The organism is Kribbella sp. NPDC051620 (assembly GCF_044453825.1).
Taxonomy (GTDB): domain Bacteria; phylum Actinomycetota; class Actinomycetes; order Propionibacteriales; family Kribbellaceae; genus Kribbella.
Genome location: NZ_JBITDB010000001.1, coordinates 90,606 through 105,524 on the forward strand (window position 1 = coordinate 90,606; position 14,919 = coordinate 105,524).

A 14,919-nucleotide genomic window follows, 5' to 3' on the forward strand; every position below is an offset into this window, starting at 1 on the left:
GAGCTACTACTTCGCCTCGCCCAGCAGTGAGGCGAGGATGTCGAGCAGACGGAGCGTGGGCGCCTCGGCGAGCACCCGGGCGGCAGAGGTCGGCGGCTCGGCGATGAGGCGGACCTGGAGCAGTTTGAAGTCGCGGACGTTGGCCGGGTTGACCAGGTCGCGGTGCACGGCGGCTAGGAAGTCCGGGCCGGCCGATGCCTCGCTGTAGGTCATCCGGATGAAGCTGTCGCTGACGGGAAACAGGTACGGCCGCTTGAGGTGCAGCAGCTTGGCCTTCTTGGCGTGCCCGAAACCGCGGTGGCCGCTGAACTTCTCGTCCAGCTCGGTCGCGGCCTCGAAGAGCGGAGTACCGGGCGCTGCGTCCTCGAGCCGCGCGTCGACCGGTACGGCGGCGAACTCCTTGTCCGCGTCGACCTCGAGCAGCCAGATGATGTCCAGCGGGCGAAGGTCGGACCCGATCAGCATCGTCCGGGCCAGGTCCTCGAGCGTGACCCGGTCAGGGTCGGACCCACCGACGTTCGTCATCCCGGGAAGACCGTCGTAGTACTTGAGCACCGCGCCGTTCGTCTCGGCGTACAGCCGCAGCTGTGCGATTGCCTCGTCCACGACGATCTTCCGACTACCGATGTTCATGGCCACACCCTCACACTCTTCGTGGCAGACCCGCCAGCCGGATTGGGCATTCCGGTCAGCGAATCCGAACTACACGGATGCGGTGAATCGTAGGGGACGCCCACCCCCGCCTGCACACAGGGTGACATCCCCACTTATCCACACCCCGTAACCACCTCACCCCACAGCACCCCAGGAGGCCCATAAACTCTCAGTCACCAGCCATCACCGACCGGAGGCGAACATGTCCCGTGCCCGTCGCCTCCTCCTGCTCTTCCTGACCCTGCTGCTCCTGAATCCACTCAGCACCACACCGGCCTCCGCCGCCGACCCGGGCAACGGGACGTGCGTCCACGTCGACGTCAGCGTGACCGCCAGCGGCGAACTGCTGACGAAGGGCCCGCAGATCGCGAACGACGGCGGATTCGGTCATGCCGGCACCGGCCAGACCTTCACCTTCCAGGCCCGGACCTTCTCACCGTCTCTGAGCATCTGCATCATCAAGCTGACCGACGTCCGTAAGTGGCAGGTGGCATGCTGTTCTTGAACTTTGGCGACAAGGAGCGCGCGTTGGAGTTCTACAAGCTTCGTCACGCACAGGGCCACTCCGGTACACAGATCAAGACCTTCGAGGTGCCGAGCTCGCATGTCGACTCGCTGAGGCAAGCTGCAGTGACTGAACGAAAGGCGAAGGGCTTCCCAACCAGTCCGCTCGTAGTCGACCGGAACAAGGCAGTAGACCAGTTCGGCTTGCGAAGTTGCCACATTCCGGAACTTCTCAACCAGATCTCGCCCGGAAGTGGTGAAGTAATTTGCTGACACCGTCAGATGAGCGTCGGCGTCTTCTGTCCGACGATTCGACCGGCGTAGCAGGTCAAGCTGCCGTAGAACTTTCCGTCTACTCGGCAGACAGCGCTGATCTCCTCCGCCGATGCCGGCAGGTGCTGGAGGTGGTTCTCCGTTACGGTGAGAGGGATTGGCCATCCGTATCCGAATGGCAACGAGAACTGCCGCAGTGGTTTGTGCTTGCTTCTGGTCCTGAGCACTCGGAGCAAGAAGACCAGGAGTGGCTCGTCTGGTGGAAATCACTCCCGCCTGATCAGCAGAACGAAGTCGAGGATCGGCAACCTTGGGCCCTGTCGGAGTGGCTTGAGTGGTTGCGTCCGTCTGAGCGGACCTGGTACTGGCTCGGGGCCGAGCAGTCGAGCACAACTCAGCTGAAGGTTTGGCTCGATACGCCTGGCTCGCCGGCGCCGGTGGGGGCGCTCGAATGGCTTCTGAAGGTGGCAGGCGCTGTCGAAGTGGTCGAAGAGTTGTGACCGATGTGGCGCGCTGCTTGCGCGGGACTGCTTGTTCGTCGTCGGCGACGGCGAGGAGGTGCCCGGGCGTAGGACGCTTGCAGAGGTGATCGCAGGTGGCTGTCGGGTGGCGTGGGTTGGGGCTGACGGGTTGCCGTTCTGTGATCCGCCCTCACTCTTGGACCCGGACTGCATGTCCGGAGGGGGCTGGCGTGGATGACAGACGTCGGCGCCTTCGAGTGCCCGCTGGACCCGGATCTACCGCTTGCCCGAGTCGACGATGAACGTCTTGTCGCGCTCCGGAGACACGCCAGGGGGCTTGCGGACGCAGAGGCTTGAGGTGGGTGATCGCAGTACTGGGTGGTGTGGGTGGTGATGACGCGGTTGTCAGTCGAAGGGGGTGGCGGCTATTTGCTCGGCAATTGGGGTGGGGAGGGGGTAGGGACGTTCGGTGGGGAGCAGGTGCTCGGCTTCGGGTGGGGAGGTTTTGGTCAGGGCGTGGATCGTGTGCATTTGGGGGGTGGCGTCTTCGATGGTGGTGATCCAGTTGTTGACGTAGAGGAGGACTGCCTCGGCGGAGAGGCCGATTTGGATTGAGCGGGTGGTGGGTTGGGCTTTCAGGTGGAGGGTTTGTTCGGGGTCCCATTGGATTCGGACGGGGGAATGGCGGAGAGCTTGGCGCCAGGCGGCTTCGGAGGGGTGGTGTTTGCGGTCGTAGTGGCTCAGGCAGCTGTGGGTCAGAGCCCATTCGAAGCCTTCGCGGGTGATGGTGATGCGGAGTACCCGGGTTTGGTTGGGCTTGGTGGCCCAGCCGGAGCGGTAGGCCATCCAGAGGAAGGATGGCTTGATCCAGGTCATTCGGGACATGTTGAAGGGGGCGACGAAGGTGCCGGCGCGTAGGGCTGGGTCGGCAATCTCGTCGGGGTAGGCCTGGTAGACGGTGATGGTTTCGTCGTCGTACGCGGCGCGGATCTGTCGGTGCGGGGTTGCTGGGGGCACGGTGGTCATTCTGGGTTAGAGGGTGGTTAGTAGTAGGTGTAGGGCTAGGGCGGTGATCAGGGCGCTGGAGAGTAGGGCGGTTAGTAGGCGGGCGATTGGGGTTGTAAGGAGTCGGCCTAGGAGGGCGCCGCTGGTGGCTAGGGCTAGTTGCCAGGAGGTGGAGGCTGCGAAGGCGGCTAGGGCGAAGGCTGATTCTTCTAGGTGGGTGGGGGTTGTGGCGTCTTGGCTAGCTAGGACCAGGGCGGTGAAGTAGATGATCGTGGTGGGGTTGAGCATGGTCATGCCGAGTAGGGCGAAGTACGCGCGGGGTGGGCTGGGGGGAGTGGTGGTTGGAGCCTTGGTTGAGCGCAGGCGGCGGTGTTGGGTGATGGCTGTGGTTGCGCCGCGGGTTGCCAGGACTAGCAGGACTAGGACCGAGGCCCATTTGAGGGGGACCGTGATCGGTTCTATGAGTGGGGCCAGGGCTGAGCCGCCTAGGGTGGCGATGAGGGCGTAGAGGCCGTCGGCTGTTGCTACGCCGAGGGCGGCGGATGCGCCTAGCTTCAGGGACGTACGGGCGGTGAGGGCCACTAGGTATGTCGCGATGGCGCCGACGGGCATGGCGATGCCATAGCCGGCCAGGAGGCCTGCGACCAGGGCGGCCGTCATGACCGCGAGGTGATTGGCCTCCGGGGTCGGCCGGACTGCTGCTAGGCCCGCACCGGGAGGTCGGTGTAGGTCAAGAGCAGGAGGGCTTTCGTCGTGGACATAGCCCGATGATGGCGACCGGCGATGCGCCGGGCAACTGGATTTAGAGCTGGTGGGCGTGGGCGGTGGTGGGGGCCAGGAAGAGAAGGACTGGGCGGCCGGTGTTGGGGAGTAGGTCTGTGTAGGTGTGGAGTTGAGGGGCGTAGTGGGCTATGCGGGCGTCCAGGGCTTCGGCGGGGATGGCGTCGGTCTTGTAGTCGACGATGATCAAGGTGCCGTCGTCTTCGCGGTAGATGAGGTCGACGAAACCTTCCAGGACGGTGCCGTCTGGTTGGAGGGTGCCGACGTACGACTCTCGCCAGTGTTCGCGGGCTGCTGCTCGTTGGACTACCTCGGATGAGAGGGCAGAGCGGACCAGGGCGGTGACGACGTCGGCGTACTCGACTACGCCCTCCGCTAGGCATTGTGCGGCGACGGCGGCTTCGAGGCCGGCGCCGGTGGCTAGGTCGACGACCTGGAGTACGCCGTGTACTGCGCGGCCGATGGCCGTGCCGTAGCGGCCCTTGGACCAGGGCGGGAGTTCGACGTCGCGGGCGGCCTTGGCGGCGCCGGGATCCGCTGCGTGGAGGGCGACGTCGGGGCCGGTGCCTTCGAGGCCGGAGGCGCTTTGGGCGGAGCGTTTGCGGCTCGCTTGGCGGGCGTCGGTGATCCGGGCTTCCCACTCCTGGCGGTTGATCGGCGGGCGTACCTGCTCGGCGTGGGCGGCCGTGCTGGTTGGCGCCGTGATCTGGGGGCCGGTGAAGAGGGTCGGGTCTGCTGCAGTGGCAGCCTCGGCCGAGGCGAAGAGTTCGGCATTGCTGGAGTGGCGGCGGGTGCCCGAGCGGTGGAGCGAGATGACGAGGTGGTCGCGGGCGCGGGTCGTGGCGACGTACAGGAGGCGGCGGCGTTCGAAGTCGTCCATCTGCTCGTCGACGGGTTGGACGAGATCGAAGTCTTCGGTCTGCACGGAGGACTTGAGCTTCACGGCGTACCCGCCGTCGGTTGGCCAGATGACCTGTACGCCGCGTTGGCGGTTCGGGGCCGCGGTCATGCCGGAGAGGATGACGATCGGGAACTCCAGACCCTTCGCGGCGTGGATCGTCATCACGCGTACCGCGTCGGCGTCGGTCTCGGGGAGGATGGCTTCGGCGACTCGTGATGCTTCTTCGCCTTGGTGTGCGGCCCAGGCGAGGTACGAACGCAGACCGCCGTGCTCGACCTCGGACCAGGCGCGGGCCTGGTCGACGACGAAGCGGACCCGGCGCCAGGCGTCGCGGGCGCGCGGGCCGGTGGCGGCGACTTCGAGCATGCGGCGGTCGGCGACGATCTTGGCGAGTACTTCGCTCGGGGTCAGCCAGCGGGAGGCGTAGTACGTGCGGCGGAGCCACTCCATCGCCTCGCCGACCGGGTGGGTGAGCAGGGCGTCGGGGACGGGGGCGGTGAGATTGAAGGAGCCGCCGGATCGCTTCCAGGTGAAGAGGTCGTCGTCGCCGCAGCCGAACAGGGGTGAGCGGAGGGCGGTCACCAGGGCTAGTTGGTCGCTGGGGTCGCCGAGGGCGCGGGCACAGGCGAGAAGGTCGCGGACTTCTGCGGTTTGGTAGACGAGCGAGCTGGCCTCGGCGCGGTACGGGATGTCGGCGCGGTCCAGGGCTTCCTCGAGGAACGGGAGCGAGGTGCGGGCTGGAACGAGTACGGCGATGTCGCCGGCGCCGGCTGGGCGCCAGGACTCGGTCTTCTCGTCGTAGACCTGCCAGTTGTCGCTGAGCGCCTGGTCGATGACGGCGGCGACGTCGGCTGCTTCGCGTTCGCGGAGGACGGAGGCCTGCGCGCGGGGGAGGTCGTCGTGTGGTTCTGCGCCGAGGATTGTCACCGCGGGTCCGCCGGGTGCGTCGCCGGTACTGCGGGGTGCGTCGCCGGTACCGCGGGGTGCGGCGGCGGTACTGCGAGGTGCGGCGGCGGGGTCGGCGGGGTCGGTTGTCGCGTCAGACAGCGTGGGGACCGATGAGAGGTGGCGGCGCAGCGGGGTGACGCTGGCGAGGTGAGTTGTCTCGGCAGGCGGATCGGCGGAGTCGTCTGGCTCATCGGTGGAGTCGGCGGGCTCGTCGGTGAAGTCGAGGAAGGAGAGTTGGTCGCCGCTTACCGGAGTTGTGTGGTCGGGGGAGGTGCTGAGGTCTGGTGAAGGCGCTGTGTGTGTCGGCTCGTCGGCGACGGCGGTGAGGGAAGGGGCGACATCGGCGGGTGGGCGGTGGGGGGTTAGTGGGTGGTAGGTGGGTTGGGCTGCTGGTTCGGGGGTGATGAGGGTGCTGAAGACGGTGTTGATCCAGGCGAGGACGTCGGGGACGGTGCGGAAGTTGGTGGTCAGGGTGACGGTGTCGCCCAGGAGGTCCTGGGCGGTCAGGTAGGTGGCGATGTTGGCTCGGCGGAAGCGGTAGATCGACTGTTTCGGGTCGCCTACTACGAACAGGCTGCCATCGGGGATCTCGATGTCGCGCCAGTCGGGGGCGTCGGCGTCCGCGCCGCCGGCGATGCGGACCGCTAGCTCGATCTGGATGGGGTCGGTGTCCTGGAACTCGTCGAGCAGTAGGTGGCGGTAGCGCTCTTGGAGTGCCGAACGCACCGCCGGCTCGCGGCGGAGGAGGTCGCGGGCGAGTACCAGGAGGTCGTGGAACTCCAGGCGGCCTTCGGCCCGGCGGAGTTCGGCGGACTCCAGGACGCGGACCGCGAGCCAATGCGAAAGGTGCCGTAGGCAAGCATCCAGGAGCAGCTCGACCAGCGAGCCGGCCACGTCGACGACCTCGCTGCAGTCGGCGCGGAGTTTGACGATGTCAGGCCAGTTCTCCTTGCGGCCGATCCGGCCGACCTTGAGGCTGCGCAGGGCCTGCAGGTGCGCGAGTTGGGTTTCTTGATCCGTGGCCGCCTCGAGGGTCAGGCCGAGGTTGTGGATCTGGCGGACCTTCGCCAGCATCCGGTCGTCGGTGTCGAGGCAGTCCGCCATCGTCGAGCCGATCTTGCCGGCCGCGGCGATCAGGCCGCTCAGGTCCGGCATCGCGACCAGTTCGGACGGATCGACCAGCACACGGTCGCTGATCAGGTCCCAGTCGTTGCCGAACAGTCGCGCCAGCGAGCGAAGGTGCTTCAGCTCGACGCCGACGGCCATGGCGAGCAGCAACGGTTCGGCGATCGAGTCGTCGTCGAGCAACTGCTGCTGCAGCTCGGACCAGCGCTCTTCGAACGCTACCGAGGAGCCGACCTCGTCGAGTACGTCGATCAGCGGTGGCAGGCCGGCCTCGATCGGGTGCGCGAGCAGGATCTGCTGTGCGAACGAGTGCAGCGTCCCGATCGACGCCGAGTCCAGATCGTCGAGCGCGGCGTCAGCCGCGGCCCGAGCCGGGCCCTTCCGCGCCTTCTCGAACTCCACGCGCAACCGGTCGCGCAGCTCGGCGCCGGCCTTCTCGGTGAACGTGACGGCCGCGATCGTGCTCAGCAGTACGCCGTCGCGCAACACCAGTGTGATGACGCGCTCGACCAGAGCATGAGTCTTGCCCGAGCCCGCACCGGCCTCGACGAAGAGGGTGGAAGACGTATCGGTACGGATCCGCTCGCGAGCGTCCGCATCCAGCAGCTCAGACATCGGCGAGCACCTCCTCGATCGGTGCCAGAGCGGTGGGATCGATCAGGCGGACCAGGCGGTCGAGGGTTGGGTCTTGGCGTTTGCGTTCCCAGCGGGCTCGTACTTCGCTGTGGCCGATGCCGTCGGGATTGCAATACGGGCATTGCACCCAGAGGAAGTCGGGGATCTCTGGGGCCTTGGCAGGGAAGTAGCCGGCCGCGATCGACGACACGATCACCTCGAGCGTATCGACATACCGGGCGGCAACTTCCGGTGTCAACGGGACCGGGATGCGACGGCCGCCCCGGCGGACGAACCAGTAGGAGGCCTCGACTGGTGTTGTCGGCTCACCTAGCCGGGCGCGGGCCGCATACGCGTAGACAGGAAGCTGCAGCTTCGTCCCCGCGGCGACCGGGTCCGACTCGATCGACTCGTACCGGGAGAAGCCGCCTGTCTTGACGTCCGTGACGTAGATCGTCCCGTCCTTGCCCAGGTCGACCTTGTCAGCGGACCCGCGCAGCAACACCCGACCGGACGGCACCGGAATCTCCACCGGCGGCTCGCCGTCGTAGCCGAATCGCAGCTCGCTCGCCACCACCGAAGCGTTGTGCTCAGCACGCCAGCGCTCGTCATCGGTGAGCAGCACCAGCAGATCGCCCAGGATCCGCAAGCGCTCGCGTTGCCACAGTCGCGGATGCCCGGTCAGGCCCTCGGCCTCGAACCGGTCGGCCAGGTCGGCGCCGATCGCTACCAGCAGCGACCGCTGCTCAGCTGTCCACGGCTCACCGAAGCCCGGCAGCGAACCGCTCAGCCGGTTGACGAAGGCATCCAGGCTGTGGTGGATCAGATTTCCCACCTGCAAAGGGGAAATCACCAGCAGATCCTCAGGTGCCTCCAACGGCTCGACCTGCAGCAGCCGCTCGACGAAGTACGCGTGTGGACAGGTCGCATACGACTCCAGCGACGTCGGCGAGGCGATGCGATCCTCGACTGCGTAGTCGGGCAGGCCCGGTACGCCGGACAGGTTCCCGTCGAAGCGGGTGAACTCGTCGCCGCCGCGCGCACGCAGCAACACGCGAGCCCGATCGACCACGTCGTCGGCCAGCGTCAGCCCCGCCGTCAACGCGCGCACCCGCCAGTCCTGCTCGGTGGCCGGCAAGGTTGTCGTGGTCAACGATCCCGCGTACGACGCCGAGGTCAGCAGCCGATCGCCGTACGTCGCCTGGTCCCACTCCGTCGCGGCCAGCGCGTGGTCGCCGGTCAGCGATCGCAACGTGCCGAGCAGCCACCGCGTCGGCAGCCGTCGGCTCGACCGGCGCAGATCGCCACGAGGGAAGGACGCGACGACCCGTGAGGCACCGGATGAGAACGCCACGAGCAGATGCCGTTGCTTTGCGTCGAGTCGATCGCGGAAGGACGCAAGCTCGGGTGCCGCCGCCTCGCGCACGCGGTGGGGGAGCAGCGCATCCTCGTGCACCTTGCCCGGATACAGGTCCTCCGACAGGCCGACCACGAAGACGAGATCCACCGACAGGCCGATGCTTGCCGACAGCGGCGCAACCAGTACGCCGGTGCCGAACGTCCCGACGCGTGGCAGGGACTGCTGCAGTTCGAGGTCGAGGACATCTCGTAGTACCGACAAGCTGGCCGGGGTGCCGAGCTCGTCGAGCGTTGAGAGGCCGCGCAGCGAACCCTCGACGGCGACCGCCGCATACTGCTCCTCGACGGGCAGTGCCGAGGCGTCGCCGAGCAGTGCTTGGAACAGCCCGAGGACCGAGTTGGCGAGCTCTGACCAGGTCCCCAACTGCGAGGCCGCGAAGAGCCGCCGCCGCAGTTCGACCGTGAACTCGTGCAGCTTCTGCCCATTGCCCGCGTTGTACTGCGCGCGCCGGATCACCCCCGCGATCGGATCGTCGGACGCCTGCTCCTGCTCAGCCGTCCGGCGCTCCGACTCCACGTAACGCCTCAGCCGCTCATCCCAGTCGTCGCCGCGCACCACCCCGGCGATCCGCGACAGCCGCTCCCACTGCGGCACCGGAATCCGCTCGCCGGTGAAGTCACGCGTCGGCGCGTTCGCCAGCGCGCGGAACAGGTCGGCGCGCGGCAGATCGTGATCCACCAGAGCCAGTACTTCGAGCAGCGTCCGGGCAATCGCGCGTTCGTGAACCGGCCGGGTGCCGGGCCCGTTGACCTCGATCTTCGCGGCCGCCAGGTGCTCGTGCAGCAGTCGCGCGTACGGCGTCGAGGCGGAGTACAGAATTGCGATGCGATGAGCGGGCGTTTGTTTCAGGGAGGCGACCACGTCCCGGACGACGCAGCGGACCTCGTCATCGGCGTCGGACGCGTTGAGCACCTCGGTGGCGACCGGGTAGTTCTTGGCGATCGACGTCGGTAGGTCGATGCCGATCCGCTCGAGCGACCGGCGGACTGCCCGGTCGGCCCGGCGGACGTCGGTCAGCCCGACGATCACGGTCAGGTCGGCGGCCGCGTCACCCAGCGCGGAGACGAAACCGGCCTCGGCTTGGGTGAGCTCTTGGGGGAGGTACAGGACCAATGCGCCGAGCTCGGCGACCACACCGGGCTCGCAGCGGGCTGATGCGGCGTGCAGTAGCTCGGTCTCGTCGTACCAGTCGGGTAGCAGCTCGTCGGTCACGTGGCGGTGGAGCCTGACCAGGTCTGGTCCCAGTGTCGAGGCTGACGCGACCTTGTCGAGAGCTGCGGGGGTGAGGTCGCGGAGCTCGCGGTGGGCTGCAGCAAGCGCTTGGATCGTCGAGGGGTGTTCGGCGACGGCTTCGAAGACGCCGGGGGCTTTGGACAGGGCGGTTCGCCAGGTTGCGGCGACGATCGGGCGGGTGGCGGGTCTGCGGGGCGCGAGGGCGCCGGCGGAGAGTTGCTCGGCCAGACGTGGCAACGTGGCCAGGTACAGGGCGCCGATCGTCGTCCGGGCCAGGAAACGGCGGGCTGTGACGCCCGCAAGGTTGTTCGGCAGTAAGAGGGTGACGGGCTTCATCGGGTCGTCGGACTTGAGCGCGCTGACGACCTCGCCAAGCTTTTCCAGCGCGGCAGCGCCGTACGGCGTGGTCTCGATCCGGGTCGCGCTCATCAAAGCCCCTTCCTGACTGTCGCAACAGACGCTAGACCAACCCGCAGACACTTTGCTGAACCCCTGGCCAAGTCTGTGGAAAAGTACGAAACGCCCGCAGGTGAGCGGTGATCGGCTGCGGCTCGGACAATGAAGGAATGACCAAGGAGAGCAGCGTCGCCCGCATCCTGCTGGTGCTGGTCTTCGCGCCGTCCGGTGGGTTGTTCGGCAAGGCTGTCGCCGATGCCGCCGCGGGCCGGGAGTGGTGGCCGTGGCTGGTCGCCGCGCTGGTCTGGCTGGTGCTGTCCGGACTGGTCTCGGTGGCTGTTTCGAGCCGGTTCGACGATGAATACCGCGACCAGCACAGATAATGCTCCGATGGCCGCCGCTGTGCACCACATCGAGATCTGGGTCCCGGACCTGTCCCGGGCACTGAACGACTGGGGCTGGGTGCTCCACCAGCTGGGCTGGAAGGACGGGGACGGCTGGCCCGGCGGGTTCAGCTGGAAGTCGGGCGTCGACAGCTCGTACATCGTCGTCGAGCAGAGCCCAGCGCTGTCCGCCGACACCCACGACCGGCTCCGTCCCGGGATGAACCACCTGGCCCTGAACGCGGCCACCCGGGCCGAGGTCGACGCGATCGTCATCGATGCCGCAGCCCATGGCTGGACGCTGATGTTCGCCGACCGGCACCCCTACGCCGGTGGTCCGCAGCATTACGCCGCATTCCTGCATAACCAGGACGGCTACGAGCTCGAGATCGTCGCCCCCGGATAACCGATCGGATGGTGGGACTTCTGGTGCCTGGAGTGACGCACGGGACTGCTGGTGTGACATGGTTGGCGAAGGCATTCGGTTGGTCGCGGGGCGAAGGTGGAAGGACGGTGCTCGTGACGGAGCAGCCTGACGATGCAGGTACGCCCGCGCCAGTCTCACCGGAGATCCTGGAAGCACGGATCCGCGGCCTCCAGTTCGCACTCGGGCAGTTGCTCGACAACGCGCGTCAGCTCACTCGGGGCGAGCACCAACGCGCAGTACAGCTGCATCGTCAGCTACAGGCCGAGACCGCCGCCGCGCGGCGCGAATCGCGAGGTCTGGTCGAGGCGGCCACCACGGAGGCACTGGCCGCCGCTGAGCCCGCTGCGCGCCTCTTGGCCGACCGGCTGGCACCTGGACTGGCATCCATTCCCCCCAACGACGCCCGCTGGCGAAACCGCCAGTACATCGGCGCCGGCACCCCGTCGTACGTGCGGGTCGGAGAGCTCGAAGCCGGTACTCCGGTGGTCGCGCCCCTGTTGCGCACCAATGGCTGGCGGGTGACCGCCGATCGCAATGAGTCGGCCAGGCGGCTGCTGCAGAGTGTCGCGTTGCGGCTGATCGCGTCGGCCGAGCCGTTCCGGTTGCGGATCGACGCGTTCGACCCGCGGCTGACCGGGATGATGGGGCTGCTCGGGCACCTGACCACGAAGTACCCGCAATTGGTGCCGAGGGCAACGCATACCGCCGATCAGTTGCACACCGTACTGTCCGGGCTGGTCGACGTCTCGTCCTTGCGTGCCAGCAGGCAAGCGCAGCTGGGGCACAAGCACTTCGAGGACCTGGTCCGCGAGACCGGGCGGGTCACCGATCCGTACCGGCTGATCGTGCTGTTCGACTACCCGGCCGGGATCGACCAGCTGGCCCAGCGAGATCTGGTACGGCTGGCGGCAACCGGCGCCGATCGCGGCATCTGCTTCCTGGTCCATCACGACCCGTCGAGCACCGGCGAGCACGAGGTCGACGCGCGCCAGTTGCTCGACCTGCTGACTCCCGTTGCCATCGCCAACGAGAAGGTCGAGATCTCGCAGCTGCCGAACGTACCGGCGAAGCTGGATCCGGCCTTCGACGCCAACGTTGCCGCCAGCATCTGTGACGTCGTCGCCGAGCTCGCGGAGATCGCGGTACTGCCGACGATCGACTTCAATCGCACGCTTCCGGACAGATCGACCTGGTGGCAACCGGTCAGCGACGAGCTGAGCACGGTCATCGGGTACGACGATCGCACGCCGGCGCTGGTGCGATTGCGCAGCGGCAACCCCGCCCTGCCGCATGTGCTGGTGGGCGGCGCTGTCGGGCAGGGCAAGTCGAACCTGCTGCTCGTGCTGATCCATGGTCTTGCCGCGCGCTACGACCCGGCGGATCTGGAGATGTACCTGCTCGACTTCAAGCATGGCGTGGAGTTCTCGGCGCTCGGGCCGGCCGGTGAGCGCGAGCACTGGTTGCCGCATGTGCGGGTGCTCGGGGTGCACAGCGACCGGGCGTTCGGGCTTGCGGTGCTGCGGCATCTGTCCGATGAGCTGGCTCGGCGGAGCGAGATCTTCAAGTCGCACGGCAATGTGGCCGACATCGCTGAGCTTCCGCCCGGTCCGGAGCGGCCGCCGCGCATCCTCGCGGTACTGGACGAGTTCCAGGTGCTGTTGGAGGATGATGACGAGCTTGCTGACGAGGCTGCGCGACTGCTCGAGCGGCTGGTACGGCTCGGGCGGGCGTACGGCGTGCATGTGGTGCTCGCGACGCAGACGATCGAGGGCGTGAAGCGGTTGTCGACGCGGCGCGACTCGATCTTCGGGCAGGTGCCCTACCGGATCGCGCTGAAGACGACGCCGGCCGATGCGCAGGCGATTCTGCGGACGGGCAACACGGCCGCGGCGGAGTTGCAGTTCCGCGGGGAGGCCGTGCTGAACGCGAACTTCGGATCGCCCGACGACAACCAGCACGTGCTCGTCAGCTTTGCGGACAAGGCGGTGCTGGACGATCTCCGCCGTGAGTTGTGGATGCGATCCGGTACTACCCACCCGCCGCGAATCTTCCACCTGGCCGAGCCGGCGCGACTGGCCGACACTGCCGCCGCGGTCCAGCCGGAACTCGGGCGGCCGTGGACCGGGCTGCCGATCGCGGTGACCGAGGAGCCGGTGTCGGTTGAGGTGCGGCCGGAGCCTGGCGCTGGGGTGCTGGTGCTCGGCGACGGGCCTGCGGATGCTTTGGGGGTGCTGACCGGGTTGGCGGTGTCGGCGGCCGCGGCGGCCGTCGTACCGCCTCGGTTCATCTTCCTGGATGGCACGGACTCGGCGCCGGTTGTTGCTGAGGGCAAGGATGCGCTGGTCGAGACGTTGCGGCAGCTTGGTTGCGAGGTCGAGACGGTCGACAAGCATGCGGATGTGGTGCCGCGGCTGTTCTCGTTGCGGGATACCGTGCGGGACGGGCGCGTGGGCGGTACTACGTATCTGCTGGGGTTCGGGTTTCACGGCGTGCCGAAGATGCAGACGCATGCGGAAGGGTTCTTCGAGAGTCCTGCCAATGCGCTGCAGGACATCGTGCGGGACGGGCCGGCGCAGGGGTTGGTCACCTTCGGGTGGTGGAACCGGTTGCACGTCTGCACCGAGCAACTCGGGTACGGGCGGGCCAATGTGGCGACGCATGTGTTCCTGAGGCATCCGCAGGACGGAGTACGGGCGGTGGCCGGGCCGCTGGTGCGGTGGGCGTCGGAGCCGCATCGTGCCTTGCTGTGGGACGGGCTGCACCCGGAGGCGCAGGTTGTCGTACCGTTTGCGCCGCTGCGGGCGGATGAGGTCGAGCGGTACGTGGAGCTGGTGCGGCGATGAAGACTGAGCAGCAGCAGTGGACGGAGTACGCACGGGCGCTCCGGCAGGTCGCGGGGGCCCGGGCAGACGCGCAGCAGGCGCAGGACCGGCTCACTGCGAACCGGTCGAAGGCAGAGGCGACTGCTATGGCCGAGGCGGACGCCATGGCCGAGCGGGGGCGCAAGCTGGAGATCCGGCTCAACGCGCTCGCGGAGAAGGCGGCCGAGAGCCTGCAGCGGGCGGGGCTGCCGCCGGACGGCAAGCGCGCCTCCATCCCGTTGCCGGAGATGCGCGGTATGACTGACATGGAAGCGGCCGCCGCGAAGCTCACCAAACAGCTCGCAGAGACCGTCGACAAGCTGGAAGAGGTACGCAAGGCGGCCCGGGCGGATCAGGAGCGGCGCAAGCGCCGTACGATCAGCGCCGTCGAGGTACTGGTCGGCTTCGTAGCGGTCTGGGTAGCGAGGGGATCCCTCCTGGTCGGCCTGGAAGCCGCTGCGATCGCGGCGGTGACTCTGCTGGCCGCATCGCGGGTACTGGGTCTCCCGCGACTGCCCGGCGCCCGCTGGTGGGGCTGGGGCGGGGCAGCCCTGGTAGTAGTCCTGATGGCAGCAGGACTGCCGTGGTGGCTGGCGGTGCTGGTACCGGCCGCAGTGGCCGGCACGGCGATCGTGCTGCCGAAGAAGCGCAACCCCTAGGAAGAGGCAGTAAGTGTCCGACGTACAGCGGCTCAAGGAACAGTTGCACCAGGTCTCCGCCGAGGCCAAGCAAGCAGCTGGCGGCTTGGCCGGGTTCAAGCTCCGCTTCATCCAGCACAGCGCCCAGGTGGAGAGTCTGATCGCCGGTACTGCGACCGGCGTGGACCGCGACATCTCCGAGATCCTCGACGCCGCGGGCAAGGCGGTCGAACAGGCCGCGGAGGCATTGGAGATCGCCTCGGCCGGCTGCAAGAGCTACGCCGACCAGATCTAA

Annotated in this window: 13 protein-coding genes; 8 read left to right on the forward strand and 5 right to left on the reverse strand. The window is 67.6% G+C overall.

Going from position 1 to position 14,919, the window contains the following annotated elements; all coding sequences use genetic code 11:
- Positions 1-6 precede the first annotated feature (6 nt).
- Positions 7-633 (reverse strand): DUF6308 family protein, encoded by a 627-nt coding sequence (locus ACIA12_RS00380; protein WP_396364592.1) that lies wholly within the window; start codon positions 631-633, stop codon positions 7-9.
- Positions 634-856: 223 nt separating this feature from the next.
- Here ACIA12_RS00380 and ACIA12_RS00385 point away from each other — a divergent pair, with 223 nt between their 5' ends.
- The 3 genes from ACIA12_RS00385 (at position 857) to ACIA12_RS00395 (ending at position 1,931) form a co-directional block, all read left to right on the forward strand.
- The gene (locus ACIA12_RS00385; protein WP_396364593.1) at positions 857-1,159 is read left to right on the forward strand and encodes a hypothetical protein; all 303 of its coding nucleotides are present in this window, start codon (positions 857-859) and stop codon (positions 1,157-1,159) included.
- Positions 1,147-1,431 (forward strand): hypothetical protein, encoded by a 285-nt coding sequence (locus tag ACIA12_RS00390; protein ID WP_396364594.1) that lies wholly within the window; start codon positions 1,147-1,149, stop codon positions 1,429-1,431. Before ACIA12_RS00385 ends, ACIA12_RS00390 begins: the two co-directional genes overlap by 13 nt.
- Before the next feature lie 131 nt (positions 1,432-1,562).
- The gene (locus ACIA12_RS00395; protein ID WP_396364595.1) at positions 1,563-1,931 is read left to right on the forward strand and encodes a hypothetical protein; all 369 of its coding nucleotides are present in this window, start codon (positions 1,563-1,565) and stop codon (positions 1,929-1,931) included.
- A 366-nt stretch (positions 1,932-2,297) separates the two neighbouring features.
- Here ACIA12_RS00395 and ACIA12_RS00400 read toward each other — a convergent pair whose 3' ends face one another.
- The 4 genes from ACIA12_RS00400 to ACIA12_RS00415 all read right to left on the reverse strand — a co-directional run bounded on the left by ACIA12_RS00400 (position 2,298) and on the right by ACIA12_RS00415 (position 10,348).
- Positions 2,298-2,909, reverse strand: a complete 612-nt coding sequence (locus ACIA12_RS00400) for a DUF4291 domain-containing protein (RefSeq protein WP_396364596.1) — start codon at positions 2,907-2,909, stop codon at positions 2,298-2,300.
- A gap of 15 nt (positions 2,910-2,924) precedes the next feature.
- On the reverse strand, positions 2,925-3,557 hold the full coding sequence (locus ACIA12_RS00405; RefSeq protein WP_396364597.1) for a LysE family transporter: 633 nt from the start codon (positions 3,555-3,557) through the stop codon (positions 2,925-2,927).
- A gap of 142 nt (positions 3,558-3,699) precedes the next feature.
- Positions 3,700-7,266: a UvrD-helicase domain-containing protein gene (locus ACIA12_RS00410; protein WP_396364598.1), complete on the reverse strand. Its 3,567-nt coding sequence runs from the start codon at positions 7,264-7,266 to the stop codon at positions 3,700-3,702.
- On the reverse strand, positions 7,259-10,348 hold the full coding sequence (locus ACIA12_RS00415) for a PD-(D/E)XK nuclease family protein (RefSeq protein WP_396364599.1): 3,090 nt from the start codon (positions 10,346-10,348) through the stop codon (positions 7,259-7,261). The genes ACIA12_RS00410 and ACIA12_RS00415 overlap by 8 nt, the downstream gene beginning before the upstream one ends.
- A gap of 137 nt (positions 10,349-10,485) precedes the next feature.
- On the opposite strand from ACIA12_RS00415, the gene ACIA12_RS00420 reads away from it, so the two are divergent.
- The 5 genes from ACIA12_RS00420 to ACIA12_RS00440 all read left to right on the forward strand — a co-directional run bounded on the left by ACIA12_RS00420 (position 10,486) and on the right by ACIA12_RS00440 (position 14,919).
- Complete coding sequence (locus tag ACIA12_RS00420; RefSeq protein WP_396364600.1) at positions 10,486-10,698, forward strand: hypothetical protein; 213 nt, start codon at positions 10,486-10,488, stop codon at positions 10,696-10,698.
- Between the two features lie 7 nt (positions 10,699-10,705).
- Positions 10,706-11,104: a VOC family protein gene (locus ACIA12_RS00425; protein ID WP_396364601.1), complete on the forward strand. Its 399-nt coding sequence runs from the start codon at positions 10,706-10,708 to the stop codon at positions 11,102-11,104.
- A gap of 113 nt (positions 11,105-11,217) precedes the next feature.
- Positions 11,218-13,968, forward strand: a complete 2,751-nt coding sequence (locus tag ACIA12_RS00430; RefSeq protein ID WP_396364602.1) for an FtsK/SpoIIIE domain-containing protein — start codon at positions 11,218-11,220, stop codon at positions 13,966-13,968.
- Positions 13,965-14,645 carry a hypothetical protein gene (locus ACIA12_RS00435; protein WP_396364603.1) on the forward strand — a complete coding sequence of 227 codons (681 nt, stop codon included), beginning with the start codon at positions 13,965-13,967 and terminating at the stop codon, positions 14,643-14,645. The genes ACIA12_RS00430 and ACIA12_RS00435 overlap by 4 nt, the downstream gene beginning before the upstream one ends.
- 13 nt (positions 14,646-14,658) lie before the next feature.
- A complete protein-coding gene (locus tag ACIA12_RS00440; protein WP_164592782.1) occupies positions 14,659-14,919 on the forward strand; it encodes a hypothetical protein in 261 nt (86 codons plus the stop codon).

Bases quoted from the DNA above. Each gene is read 5' to 3' on its own strand.
- ACIA12_RS00420 (WP_396364600.1), top strand. From the start codon at position 10,486: ATGACCAAGGAGAGCAGCGTCGCCCGCATCCTGCTGGTGCTGGTCTTC.
- ACIA12_RS00380 (WP_396364592.1), bottom strand. From the start codon at position 633: ATGAACATCGGTAGTCGGAAGATCGTCGTGGACGAGGCAATCGCACAG.
- ACIA12_RS00405 (WP_396364597.1), bottom strand. From the start codon at position 3,557: ATGACGGCCGCCCTGGTCGCAGGCCTCCTGGCCGGCTATGGCATCGCC.
- ACIA12_RS00390 (WP_396364594.1), top strand. From the start codon at position 1,147: ATGCTGTTCTTGAACTTTGGCGACAAGGAGCGCGCGTTGGAGTTCTAC.
- ACIA12_RS00425 (WP_396364601.1), top strand. From the start codon at position 10,706: ATGGCCGCCGCTGTGCACCACATCGAGATCTGGGTCCCGGACCTGTCC.
- ACIA12_RS00410 (WP_396364598.1), bottom strand. From the start codon at position 7,266: ATGTCTGAGCTGCTGGATGCGGACGCTCGCGAGCGGATCCGTACCGAT.
- ACIA12_RS00415 (WP_396364599.1), bottom strand. From the start codon at position 10,348: ATGAGCGCGACCCGGATCGAGACCACGCCGTACGGCGCTGCCGCGCTG.
- ACIA12_RS00385 (WP_396364593.1), top strand. From the start codon at position 857: ATGTCCCGTGCCCGTCGCCTCCTCCTGCTCTTCCTGACCCTGCTGCTC.
- ACIA12_RS00435 (WP_396364603.1), top strand. From the start codon at position 13,965: ATGAAGACTGAGCAGCAGCAGTGGACGGAGTACGCACGGGCGCTCCGG.